The organism is Streptomyces botrytidirepellens (assembly GCF_003721215.1).
Classification (GTDB): Bacteria; Actinomycetota; Actinomycetes; order Streptomycetales; family Streptomycetaceae; genus Streptomyces; species Streptomyces himastatinicus.
Genome location: NZ_RIBZ01000318.1, coordinates 1 through 12,421, shown reverse-complemented (window position 1 = coordinate 12,421; position 12,421 = coordinate 1). Strand labels below are relative to the sequence as shown.

The 12,421-nt window shown below is 70.9% G+C and carries 9 protein-coding genes; 3 read left to right on the top strand and 6 right to left on the bottom strand.

All coding sequences use genetic code 11. The features are described from left to right. Window positions 1-4 precede the first annotated feature (4 nt). Window positions 5-1,354, bottom strand: coding sequence for an MGH1-like glycoside hydrolase domain-containing protein (locus EEJ42_RS27480; RefSeq protein WP_123103989.1), 1,350 nt, complete (start codon window positions 1,352-1,354; stop codon window positions 5-7). A gap of 493 nt (window positions 1,355-1,847) precedes the next feature. On the opposite strand from EEJ42_RS27480, the gene ppdK reads away from it, so the two are divergent. After that, window positions 1,848-4,574, top strand: a complete 2,727-nt coding sequence (gene ppdK, locus EEJ42_RS27475) for a pyruvate, phosphate dikinase (RefSeq protein ID WP_123103987.1) — start codon at window positions 1,848-1,850, stop codon at window positions 4,572-4,574. Window positions 4,575-4,713: 139 nt separating this feature from the next. On the opposite strand, the gene EEJ42_RS27470 is transcribed toward ppdK, so the two are convergent. Continuing rightward, window positions 4,714-5,337, bottom strand: coding sequence for a LysE family translocator (locus EEJ42_RS27470; protein ID WP_123104094.1), 624 nt, complete (start codon window positions 5,335-5,337; stop codon window positions 4,714-4,716). Window positions 5,338-5,449: 112 nt separating this feature from the next. On the opposite strand from EEJ42_RS27470, the gene EEJ42_RS27465 reads away from it, so the two are divergent. After that, window positions 5,450-6,160: a maleylpyruvate isomerase family mycothiol-dependent enzyme gene (locus tag EEJ42_RS27465; RefSeq protein ID WP_246097426.1), complete on the top strand. Its 711-nt coding sequence runs from the start codon at window positions 5,450-5,452 to the stop codon at window positions 6,158-6,160. A gap of 526 nt (window positions 6,161-6,686) precedes the next feature. After that, window positions 6,687-7,763: an ArsR/SmtB family transcription factor gene (locus EEJ42_RS27455; protein ID WP_123103985.1), complete on the top strand. Its 1,077-nt coding sequence runs from the start codon at window positions 6,687-6,689 to the stop codon at window positions 7,761-7,763. Here EEJ42_RS27455 and EEJ42_RS27450 read toward each other — a convergent pair. The 4 genes from EEJ42_RS27450 to pcaDC all read right to left on the bottom strand — a co-directional run bounded on the left by EEJ42_RS27450 (window position 7,721) and on the right by pcaDC (window position 12,056). Further along, complete coding sequence (locus EEJ42_RS27450) at window positions 7,721-8,557, bottom strand: carbohydrate ABC transporter permease (RefSeq protein ID WP_123104090.1); 837 nt, start codon at window positions 8,555-8,557, stop codon at window positions 7,721-7,723. The genes EEJ42_RS27455 and EEJ42_RS27450 overlap by 43 nt on opposite strands. Before the next feature lie 29 nt (window positions 8,558-8,586). Further along, window positions 8,587-9,501 (bottom strand): carbohydrate ABC transporter permease, encoded by a 915-nt coding sequence (locus tag EEJ42_RS27445; RefSeq protein WP_123103983.1) that lies wholly within the window; start codon window positions 9,499-9,501, stop codon window positions 8,587-8,589. Continuing rightward, window positions 9,501-10,775 carry an ABC transporter substrate-binding protein gene (locus tag EEJ42_RS27440; RefSeq protein WP_184503300.1) on the bottom strand — a complete coding sequence of 425 codons (1,275 nt, stop codon included), beginning with the start codon at window positions 10,773-10,775 and terminating at the stop codon, window positions 9,501-9,503. Before EEJ42_RS27440 ends, EEJ42_RS27445 begins: the two co-directional genes overlap by 1 nt. 90 nt (window positions 10,776-10,865) lie before the next feature. Further along, complete coding sequence (pcaDC, locus tag EEJ42_RS27435) at window positions 10,866-12,056, bottom strand: bifunctional 3-oxoadipate enol-lactonase/4-carboxymuconolactone decarboxylase PcaDC (protein WP_123103981.1); 1,191 nt, start codon at window positions 12,054-12,056, stop codon at window positions 10,866-10,868. Between the last annotated feature and the right edge of the window lie 365 nt (window positions 12,057-12,421).

Genomic DNA, 12,421 nt, shown 5'->3' with positions numbered 1-12,421 from the left:
GGGCTCAGCGGGACGAGCCGACCGCCAGGTCCAGGGCCAGCGCCGCCGTCCAGCTGAAGTCCCGGGTGCCGCGCGCCTCCTCCGTGTACGGGTCGACGTACTCGGCGAACCCGGAGGCGGCGGCCACCTCCAGGGCCGCGGCCCGCAGCGCGTCCGCCTCCGGGACGGCGCCGTGCAGCCGCAAGCCCCGTTCCAGGAGCCAGTTGACGTTGAACCAGGCGGGTCCCCGCCAGTAGCGGGACGGGTCGAAGACGCGGCCGCGCAGGTCGTAGCTGGGCACCAGGCGCACCGAGGTGCCCAGCCCGAAGTGCTCGCCCGCGGCGGTACGGAGCAGCGCGTCGACCGTGGCCCGGGGCAGCTCCGGGACGAGCAGCGGCAGCAGGCCCGCCGCGCTCAGCTCGGGGATCAGGCCACCGCCCACCACATCGCGGCACAGGAACAGCCCGGCGGCCGGGTCCCACAGCCGGTCCAGCAGGGCGGCCGTCAGCCGGGCCGCCCCGGCGTGGTGCGGGCGGGGGTCCGCGCCGACGCTCTGCGCGATCTCGGCCAGGGCGTGTTCGGAGGCGATCAGCAGCGCGTTGACCCCCGGGTCCTCGACCACGAAGGCGGGCGCGCCGGGGCGGTCCGCGCCGGGGCGGTCCTCGTAGCCCCCGTCCCGGTAGCCCCCGTCCCGGTAGTCCGCCGCGAGGCGCACGTACCGCCCGTAGTCCAGGTTCGTGGGGCGGTCGGTGGCCGCGCCGTGGTCGAGGTCGGCGCGCTGGAACGTCTCCGGCGGTACGGGTTCGACGCGGGCCAGCGGGGCGTCCCAGCAGGGGCTGTTGTCCATGCCCGGCTCCCAGGGGTGGACCACCGCCACCAGACCGCCGCCGCCCAGATCGCGCCGGTCGGTCAGATAGCGGTGCCAGGCGGCGAGCCGGGGGTACGTACGGGCCAGGAAGCCGGACCGCACCGAGGCGCGCGGGTCGGCGTGGTGCACCAGCAGACAGGCGAGCGCGTGCACCGGCGGCTGGATGATCCCGGAAGTCGCGACGCCGGGCGGCGCGCCGGTGTTCCCCGTGGACGGCCGCCAGAAGTCGGGGCCCGGGAAGTAGGCGCCCGGCGGCACCGCGGGGTTGTAGACGATGTGGGGGATCCGTCCGTCGTCCCACTGGGCCGTGAGCAGGGTTTCCAGTTCCCGCTGGGCACGGCGTACCGAAAGATGACGCGATCCGATCGCGATGAACGCCGAATCCCAGCTCCACTGGTGCGGATAGAGGCCGCGGGAGGGGACCGTGGAGGAGCCGGTCCAGTTCTCGTCGAGGACGCGCCGCGCGCCGGGCACCACCTGCGCGAGCGCGCGCCGGGCGCTGGTCACGGGGCCTCCTCGTCATGGCGTGTGGGGGCACGATACCGGCCCCGCGACCGGCACTCACCTGCGAATCGCTCATCTGAGCGAGCATCCTCTCGTTGGTGTCCGCAGAGTGAGACGAGGCACTCTGGAGGGGGGTGATTCTCGCCACTCTGATCAAGCCTTCGCTCAGATGAGCGGAAGTGGAGGGGTGGGTCGGCGGTCGTCCGCTGTGCTCACCTCCTCAATGCATGGCACTCAGTGCCATGCTCCCGATGTTCGAAGCCTCGAACCAGCGATAACACACAGTGACCAATTGCCTGTCGGTGACATGCATGGCGTGTGCATGTGTTCGACTCTTGAAGGAGTGACCCGCGCCACTCCTTTGGGCGGTGCGCTTTCGAACACGTGGCAGGCGGGTGGTTACAGCCGAATGACGGTGGAGTGGACATACTCAGGAGCCTTCGATCTGGGTACGCTCCCCGCCGTCAGGGCAGCCGAGCCGAGGAGATCGAGTCCCGTGCCGGAAACACAAGATCAGCAGAAGTTCGTTTACGACTTCACCGAGGGCAACAAGGATCTCAAGGACCTGCTCGGCGGGAAGGGTGCGAACCTCGCCGAGATGACCAATCTCGGTCTCCCCGTGCCACCGGGATTCACCATCACCACCGAGGCGTGCAAGGTCTACCTCGACAGTGGTTCCGAGCCCACGGCCCTCCGCGACGAGGTGAGTGCGCACCTCGAAGCGCTCGAAGGGAAGATGGGGAAGAAGCTCGGCCAGGCCGACGACCCGCTCCTGGTATCCGTACGCTCCGGCGCGAAGTTCTCGATGCCCGGGATGATGGACACCGTCCTCAACATCGGCCTCTCCGACGAGTCCGTCGCCGGGCTCGCCGCGCAGGCGGGCGACGACCGGTTCGCCTGGGACTCCTACCGCCGCCTCATCCAGATGTTCGGCAAGACCGTGCTGGGCGTGAACGGCGACCTCTTCGAGGAGGCCATCGACGCGGCCAAGCAGGCCAAGGGCGTCACCGTCGACATCGACCTGGACGCCGCCGACCTCAAGAAACTGGTCGCCGAGTTCAAGACGATCGTCTCCCAGGAGACCGGCCGCAGCTTCCCGCAGGAGCCGCGCGAGCAGATGGACCTCGCCGTCCGGGCCGTGTTCGACTCCTGGAACGGCGACCGCGCCAAGCTCTACCGCCGCCAGGAGCGCATCCCTCACGACCTGGGCACCGCGGTCAACATCTGCTCCATGGTCTTCGGCAACCTCGGCCCCGACTCGGGTACCGGCGTCGCCTTCACCCGCGACCCGGCCAGCGGCCACCAGGGCGTCTACGGCGACTACCTCCAGAACGCCCAGGGCGAGGACGTCGTCGCGGGCATCCGCAACACCGTTCCGCTCGCGGACCTGGAGCAGATCGACAAGCGCTCGTACGACGAGCTGATGCAGATCATGGAAACGCTCGAGACGCACTACAAGGACCTGTGCGACATCGAGTTCACCATCGAGCGCGGCAAGCTGTGGATGCTCCAGACCCGGGTCGGCAAGCGCACCGCCGGTGCCGCCTTCCGGATCGCCACCCAGCTGGTCGACCAGGGCCTGATCGACGAGGCCGAGGCGCTGCGCCGGGTCAACGGCGCGCAGCTCGCGCAGCTGATGTTCCCGCGCTTCGACGAGGAGGCCGCGGCGAGCGACGCCGTGCGGAAGATCGGGCGCGGCATCGCCGCCTCCCCGGGCGCCGCCGTCGGCAAGGCCGTCTTCGACTCGTACACCGCCGTCAAGTGGTCCCGCTCCGGTGAGAAGGTCATCCTCATCCGCCGCGAGACCAACCCCGACGACCTGGACGGCATGATCGCCGCGGAGGGCATCCTCACCTCCCGCGGCGGCAAGACCTCGCACGCCGCCGTCGTCGCCCGCGGCATGGGCAAGACCTGTGTGTGCGGCGCGGAGGACCTGGAGGTCGACACCAAGCGCCGCCGCATGATCGTGCCGAGCGCGGACGGCAAGGACGACCTGGTCATCGAGGAGGGCGACGTCGTCTCGATCGACGGCTCCTCCGGCAAGGTCTACCTGGGCGAGGTCCCGGTCGTCCCGTCCCCGGTGGTCGAGTACTTCGAGGGCCGCATGCACGCGGGCGCCGACGACGCCGACGAACTGATCGGCGCCGTCCACCGGATCATGGCGTACGCGGACCGGGTCCGCCGCCTGCGGGTACGGGCCAACGCGGACAACGCCGAGGACGCCGCCCGCGCCCGCCGCTTCGGCGCCCAGGGCATCGGGCTGTGCCGCACCGAGCACATGTTCCTCGGTGAGCGCCGCGAGATGGTCGAGCGGCTGATCCTCGCCCACGGCGACGAGGAGCGCGACGCCGCGCTCGGCGAGCTGCTGCCGCTCCAGAAGAAGGACTTCGTGGAGCTGTTCGAGGCGATGGACGGGCTGCCCGTCACCGTCCGGCTGCTCGACCCGCCGCTGCACGAGTTCCTGCCCGACATCACCGAGCTGTCGGTGCGCGTCGCGCTCGCCGAGTCCCGCAAGGACCACAACGAGAACGACCTGCGGCTGCTCCAGGCCGTCCACCGGCTGCACGAGCAGAACCCGATGCTGGGCCTGCGCGGCGTACGCCTCGGACTCGTCATCCCCGGCCTGTTCGCCATGCAGGTCCGGGCCATCGCCGAGGCCGCCGCCGCCCGCCGGAACGCCAAGGGCGACCCGCGTGCCGAGATCATGATTCCGCTCGTCGGCACCGTCCAGGAGCTGGAGATCGTCCGCGAGGAGGCCGAGCAGATCATCGCCGAGGTCGAGCGCGCCCACGGCGTGGACCTCAAGCTCGCCCTCGGCACCATGATCGAGCTGCCCCGGGCCGCGCTGACCGCCGCTCAGATCGCCGAGTCCGCCGACTTCTTCTCCTTCGGCACCAACGACCTCACCCAGACCGTGTGGGGCTTCTCCCGAGACGACGTGGAGGCCAGCTTCTTCACCGCGTACCTGGAGAAGGGCATCTTCGGCGTCAGCCCCTTCGAGACGATCGACAAGGACGGCGTCGGCTCCCTGGTCCGCGCCGCCGCCCAGGCCGGACGGGCCACCCGCCCGGACCTCAAGCTCGGCGTCTGCGGTGAACACGGCGGCGACCCGGAGTCCGTCCACTTCTTCCACGAGGTGGGCCTGGACTACGTCTCCTGCTCCCCGTTCCGCATCCCCGTCGCCCGCCTGGAGTCGGGCCGCGCGGCGGCCAACGGCCGCTGACGGCGAACGCCGAGCCGCTGACGGCGGCGAGCCGATAAGGCCACCGGGGCACCACAGCCGGGACACCCACCCTCACCCGGCACCGGCCCCGGCTCTCAAAGGGGGCGGCACCTTGTGCGGAGGTGCCGCCCCCTCTTTGTCAGGACTCGGTGGCCAGACGTACCCCCAGCCCGACCAGGACCGCCCCGGAGACCTGTTCCATCCGGCGCCGAACGGACTGCCGCTGAAGCACCCCTCCCACCCGTCCGGCCAGCCAGACCAGCGGCAGGTACCAGATCAGGTCGACCACGGCCCAGATCACCGAGAAGGCGAGCAGTGTCGGAAGAACGGGGGCTCCATGCGGCACGAACTGCGGCAGGAAGGAAACGGCGAACACACCGGCCTTCGGATTGGCGACGTTGGTGACCAGGCCCTGCCAGTACGCCCGCCGAAGCGGCACCGCGGCTGTTACCGCCGGTCCCTCATCCGGCCGGCCGGCTCGCCGCGCCTGCCACAGGGCACGCGCTCCCATCCACACCAGCACCGCGGCGCCGGCAACCCGGATGACGTCGTAGGCGACCTGCGAGGCCAGGAGCAAGGCCGAGAGACCGAAGGCCGCGGCGAGGCCCCACAGCAGCACCCCGCACTCATTACCCAGGACCGCGGCCATACCCGTCCGCCGGCCGTTCACCACCGCTCGGCGCAGGATCACGACCGTGCTCGGCCCTGGGACCATGGCGATCAGAAAGGCCGCACCGACGAACGCAACGAAGGAAGTCATCATCGAGGCAGCGTCGCCGAGCGTGTCGATGCCCCACAAGGCTCGTCCCGGCAAGGCGCGGAACCGGATGGACAAGGCTCGGTACGGTGGCCGGTGCCCTGGAGGACGGAGAGTCATGCAACCCCCTGTCGCAGCAGTGATCGAAGCCCACCGGATGCTGGAAAGGCTCGTGGCCGGACTGAACGACCAGCAGGTCGCGGAGGCGTCCGCCCTTCCGGGCTGGTCACGCGGCCATGTCCTCGCTCATCTCACCGACAACGCGCGCATGTTCGCCCGTCTCGCGGAGCACGCCCTGCGCGGTGAGCTCGTAGCGGGTTATGACGGCGGGGTGGACGAGCGCAACGCGATCATCGAGGCTACGGCCGGCCGCAGCGCCGCAGAGCACCGCGCGGAACTCGCCGCGCACACGGCCGGGCTGGAGGCGGTCTGGGCGCGCGCCGCCGACGTGGACTGGAGCCGTCCGGTCACGTTCCGCAACGCGGACCTTGCCGCCACCGTCTTCGCGCGCTGGCGCGAGGCATGGATCCACATGGTCGATCTGGAACTCGGCGTGCGGCCGGAGGACTGGCCCGACGACCTGGCCGCACATGCCATTGACTTCCTCCTCGTCCGCCTTCCGGCAGGCACACGCGTCCGTGCCGAGGACGTGCGCCGCCAGTGGTCCGTCGGTGACGGGTCGCCGGGTGCGGTGGTCACCGGGCGCGTGCGCGACCTGGCGGCCTGGCTGGCCGGACGTACGCCCGTGGTGTCACCGGTGGCGTTGGAGGAGCTGCCTGCTCTCGGGCCCTGGCCGCCCCACCCGCCACAGCGTCTGGACCGCGTGTGACGTCGTCACCGGGCAGGGTGCGGGAGGTGCGCCGTGAGCGCGCTCCAGGGCGGCACCATCGAGACGATGGACGACATCCTGCGGTGCGAGCTGCTGGACGTCTCGCGGTCCGGCCCGGACGTCCGGCTGGTCGCACGCCCGCGGCGATGACCGTTCGGGTGTCCTCGGGCCGCACTATGAAGGGACGGCACCTTGTGCGGAGGTGCCGCCCCCTCTCACTCCCCCCACGGGAGCCGTTGCCGCCCGGCATCGGATCGGGCGGCAACAAGTGCCCTGTCGCCGTTGCGCACTCGTCACCCCCCACGGGAACGAGCAATACGGCCCAGAGCACCGCCTGTTGAATTACGGACGGACGTCGGTGGTGTTTCCCGGCGCGCCCGGTTTTCCCGGAGAACAGCTTTCCTCTTGGACGGGGCGTAGCGCTCCCCCTTTCACATCTGGCCAAAAGGGCGTGGTCACTGACCGTGCCAGCGTGCATACTCAACGGTGGTCGGGGGGCGGTCACCATGTCACTTGTGAGGGTCTGGTGCTACGTGTTCATTTCAGTGAACTCGATCTGGCCCGGCTGCGGATGGCAATCCGCCCGGACGCGCTCTGGGAGACCGTTTTAAGTTTCCACCGGTTGCGCGAGAACCGTGCGGAGACCGTATACGGGGAATGGCGCTCGGAGGCGCGTAACCGACTCAACGGCGAAGGGCGGCTGCTGGCGCCGCTCATTCCCTCGCGGGGCTATTTCCCCGACTTCCTGACGCCCGCCGAAGGCGTCATCGGGTGCGACGCCGCCATGGACGCGCTGCGCGCGACGCCCGCCGAGCGGATGCACGCCGAGATCGACCGGCTGCCGTCGGCCCGGGCCCTGCCGGGGTGGATACGCGGGCTGGCGCAGGGTGAACGGCGGCCGCTGGACCGGCTGGTGACGGTGCTGCGCTCGTACCACGAGGCCGCTGTCGCCCCGTACTGGCCGCACATCCAGGCCCGCATCGAGGCCGACCGGGCGGCCCGCGGCCGGGCGCTGCTGGACGGGGGCGCCGACGGGCTGCTGTCCTCGCTGCCGCCGACCATGCGCTGGCGCGCGCCCGTGCTGGAGGTGGACTACCCCGTCGACCGGGACCTGGAGCTGCGCGGCCGGGGGCTGCTGCTCCTGCCGTCGTTCTTCTGCCGGAGGATGCCGGTGACGTATCTCAACCCGGAGCTGACCCCGGTTCTCGTCTATCCCGTGGAGCACGCGCGGAGCGGCGTCCCGGCCCAGCCGCGGGCCGGTATCGCGCCCGCGCCCGCGGTGCCCGCCGCGCCCGGCCAGACGCGTGTCCTCGGCAAGCTCGTCGGCCACACCCGCTCGGCGGTGCTGCTGGAGGTCGGCGGCGGCTGTACGACGAGCGAACTCGCCCGCCGGGTCGGCGTATCGCTCGCCTCGGCCAGCCAGCACGCGAGCGTGCTGCGCGAGGCGGGGCTCGTCCACACGCTGCGCCAGGGCGGCGCCGTGCTGCACACCCTCACCCCGCTGGGCGCCGCCCTGCTGCGCGGCGGAGTCCCGGTGGCGCCGGCGCGGGGTGTGGGACGTCAGTCGTCGATGCCGGTGCGTTCGACGCCCGCGACGATGTAGCGCTGGAGGACGAGGAAGACGACCAGCAGCGGCACGATCGACACGGCGGCCGCCACGAACAGCTCGTGCAGGTTGACGCTCTGGGCGGTGGTGAACGTCGACAGCGCGACCTGGACCGTCCACGCCTCCCGGTCCTGGCCGATGACCAGCGGCCACAGGAAGGCGTTCCAGGCGCCGATGAAGACGATCGTGCCGACCGCCGCGAAGACCGGCCGCGCGTTCGGCACCACGACCTGCCAGTACGTACGCCAGTAGCCGAGCCCGTCCACCCGCGCCGCGTCCTCCAGCTCCCTCGGGAAGCCCAGGAAGTACTGCCGGAAGATGAACGCCGCGACCGCGCTGAACAGCGTCGGCACGACGAGACCGCGCAGCGTGGAGATCCAGCCGAGCGAGCTGACCAGCACGAAGCTCGGGACGAAGGTGACCGCGGCCGGGACCATGAGGGTGCCCAGGATCCAGTAGAAGACGGCGTCGGCGTAGCGGTACGGGATGCGGGCCAGCCCGTACCCGGCGAGTGAGGCGAGCAGCACGGTGCCGAGGGTGGTGAGGACGGCGATCAGGGAGGAGTTGAGCAGCGCGTGCGCCATCGGCACGTTCGGGTCCTCGAACAGCTCGGTGACGTTCGACCAGTGCAGTTCGGTGGGGAAGAACGTCCAGCCGGGCGAGGTGATGTCCGCCTCGCTGGACAGGCCGTTGCGGACGAGGAGATAGAACGGGATCAGGAACAGCAGCGCGAGGGCGATCAGCAGGATGAGTCGCACCGCGCGTCCTACGGCGACCAGGGCGTCCCGTATGTCGTGCGTGTTCCGGGAACGAGGGTGCATCAGTCCTCCTTGCGGCCCAGGCCGAACCAGCGCGCCTGGACGACCGTCACCACCGCGATGATCAGCGCAAGGATCACCGCGCCCGCGCTGCCGAGGCCCAGGTTCTGCCCCTGACCGAGCGCCGTGTAGTAGAGGTAGACCAGCGGTGGGCGGGCGTACGGCGGATAGCCGCGCGAGTCGGCCAGCAGGTTGTAGAACTCGTCGAACGCCTGAAACGCGTTGATCACCAGCAGCAGCACCACCGCCACCGACGTCGCCCGCAGCTGCGGAAAGGTGATGTGCCGGAACACCTGCCACCCCGGCCGGGCCCCGTCCACGGCGGCCGCCTCGTACAGCCGCGGCGAGACGCGCTGGAGCCCGGCCAGGAACAGCACCATGTAGAAGCCCGCCTGGAGCCAGAGCCGCACGGTGACGATCACCAGCCAGTACCAGGGCGGATCGGTGGTCGACAGCCAGGCGATCTGATCGGCGCCGAACCAGCCGAGGACGGTGTTGGCCAGCCCGAACCGCACGCCGTTGAAGATCGACATCTTCCAGATCAGCGCCGCCACGACGTAACTGCACGCCACGGGAAGGAAGAACACCGACCGGAAGAACGCCTGCGCCCGGGGCAGCCGGTTCACCATCAGCGCGAGGGAGAGCGAGAGTACGTAGGTCGCCGGGACGATGAAGGCCGTGAAGACCAGGAACGTCACCAGGCTGCCGGTGAAGGCGTCGTCGCGCAGCATCGCCGTGTAGTTGTCCAGCCCGACGAAGCGGGTCGGCGTGACCGTGTTGTGCGCGTCGAAGAGGCTGAGGTAGGCGCTCCAGGCGAGGGGAACGTACGTGAAGAGGGTCAGACCGAGGACGAAGGGGCCGACGAAGATCCAGAACCAGAGCGTGCGGTTCTGACGCCCCGGCAATCTGCCCGGCATCAGCTCTTCTTCTGCGCGCTCTGCACGCGGCGCAGCTCCGCCGCCGTCTTGCGGACCACCGACCGCAGCTCGCTCTCCGGGTTCGCGCCGCCCTTGATGATGCGGCTCAGCGCGTCCTGGTACGCGACCTTGCTCGCCGGCGTCCACAGCAGCGGCTCGGCGTGGCCGTGCTCGGTGGCGTACCGCACCGCTTCGCCCGCCGCGCCCTGCCGCAGCTTGGGTGCCTTCTGCGCGAGCGACATCCGGGCGGGGATGTGGAAGCCGTAAGTGAGCGCGAAGTCCTCCTGGTACTCCGTCTTCTCCACCCACAGCCACTTGACGTACGCCTTCGCCAGCTCCTTGTGCTCGCTGCGCGCGCTCACCGCCGCCCCGTACGCCCCCACCGGCACCGCGGGCCGCCCCTGCGCGCCCTCCTTGGGGAACGGCAGCACCCCGAAGTCGTCCCCCAGCGCCTTCTTCACCTGCGGCAGCGCCCACAGGCCCGACCACTGCATGGCCGTCAGCCCCTGGGTGAACGCGGCCGGATCCGACCAGTCCGACGGCGCGCCCAGCAGCAGCGACTTCTCCGCGTACAGCTGGCGCAGCTTGCCGAGCGTACGGGCGGCGGCAGGGTCGTCGAAACCGACCTTCCCGTCCTCGGTGATCAGCTCCAGTCCGGCGGCGTTGAGCGGTGTGCCGCCGAGGACGCCGGGGCCGCCGTCGTTGCCCAGGAACAGCCCCTTGACGTTCTTGGTGGTCAGCTCCTTCGCCGCGTCGACCAGCGCGTCCAGGGTCCGGGGCGGCTCCACCCCGGCGTCCTTCAGCATGCTGGTGCGGTAGTAGAGCAGCTGCATGTCCACCACCTGCGGGATGGCCCAGACCTTGCCCTCGTACGTCTTGGGGGCGAGCACGGCCGGGTTGATGTCGTCCTTCGCCTCCTCGAGGAGGTCCGTCAGGTCGACCACCTGTCCGCCCCGGATCTGGTCCAACGTCGGCCCGTTGACCTCGAAGACGTCCGGCCCGGACTTCGTCAGCAGCGCGGCGGCCGTCTGCTGGTCGTAGTTGCCCGGCCGCCACTGGACCTTGACGCGGGCGTCGTCGAAGTCGTCCGCGTACCGCTTCACCGCCTGCTCGGTGCCGGGCTCGCCGTACTGGTGGTACCACTGCGACAGGGTCGGCTTGCCGTTTCCGTCGTCCCCGCCCCGCCCGGTGTTGGACCCGCACCCCGCGCCCGTCGCCCCGGCCAGGGCGAGCCCGCCGCCGGTGCCGAGCAGTCTCCTACGGCTGATGGACATGTGACCGCGCCCCCTTTTACTGCGTCGTCGCCGTCAGACTCAACGATCAACGATGGGGCGGGATTACGACAGGTTGGTTGCGGCCGTATGTCAACCGCCGGTGCTGCTCTCGCCGTCGATCTCGTCGAAGACCCGCTGGGCGGTGGCGAACGCGGAGTTGGCCGCCGGGACGCCGCAGTAGATCGCGCTCTGCAACAGCACCTCGCCGATCTCGTCTCGGGTCAGGCCGTTGGTGAGCGCGGACCGGATGTGCATCGCCAGCTCGGCGTCATGGCCGTGCGCGATGAGCGCGGTGAGGGTGATGGCGCTGCGCATCCGGCGGTCCAGACCGTCCCCGGTCCAGATCTCGCCCCACGCGTAGCGGGTGATGAAGTCCTGGAAGCGGGCGGTGAACGGGGTCGTACGGGCCACCGCGCGGTCCACGTGGGCGTCGCCGAGTACGGCGCGGCGGACGGCCATTCCGGCGGCGTGCCGGGTGGTGTCGTCCGTGGCCGTTTTCGTGACGGTGTTCGCGAAGTGGGTGACCAGGGCCGAGGTGACCGTCTCCGGGCGCTCCGCGCCCGCCAGGTGGGCCGAGTGGGCGACCTCCACCAGGCTTGCGCCCGGGATCGCGTCCGCGATCTCGCGGGCGTGCGGGGGAGGGGTGGCCGGGTCGTCGCGGCCCGCCACGACCAGGGTGGGGGCGGTGATGGACGGCAGCACGTCGCGTACGTCGTAGTCGGCGAGGACGTCGCAGCACGCGGCGTAGCCTGCGCGGTCGGTGTCGCGGAGGTCCTGGAGCAGGGCGCGGCCGCGGTCGGTGTCGGCGAACTCGTGCGAGAACCAGAGGCCCGGGCGGCTCGCCACCATCGCTTCTGTGCCTTGTTCGCGTACGAGCTTCGCCCGGTCCCGCCAGACGGAGGGCTCGGCGAAGTGTGCCGAGGAGCAGACGATTGCGAGGGATGAGACGCGGTCGGGGTGGTGGGCGGCGAGGTACAGCCCGACGGCCCCGCCGATCGAGATGCCCGCGTAGGCGAAGCGGTCCCAGTTGTGCGTGTCGGCGAGGTTGAGTACGAGTGCGGCGAGGTCGGCGATGGTGGCGCTGCCGTCGTGGGGGAGCAGCGTCGCCGGTGAGCCGCCGTGGCCCGGCAGGTCCCAGCGCAGGGTGCGGTGGGTGCGGGCGAGGGTGGGGAGTTGCGGCTCCCAGACGGCGAGGGACGTGCCGATGGAGGGGCCGAGGATGAGGGGCGGGGCGGTGGTTGGGCCGTCCAGGGTGGCGTTGAGTTCCTGGGTGTCGCTCACGGGGTTGCTCTCCGGGGGTGGTGGTGTGGTGGCTTGGGTGGGGATGCGGGTGCCGGTGCCTGGGTGCTTGTCCCCCACCCCGCCCCTTCCCGAACCATGGGCGCTGCCCCTGGACCCCGGGCTCTCGCCGCCGGGTGCGGGCCGGTGGGTGGGTTGTGCCCACCCGTTCCTCCCCCAGCTACCGCTGGGAGGTGCCCCCTCCGCGGAACGATTGCCCACAACCAGGTGTGCGCGTCCGGTCCGCTTGGGGAGGTGCGCCAGCTCGCCTCGGGAGGCGCTCCTTTTCCAGCTCGGTTGGGGGCGGAGGGCCCGCCTTCCAGCCCCTCCGGCGTTTGAGGAGCGGGGTCCAGGGGCGGAGCCCCGGC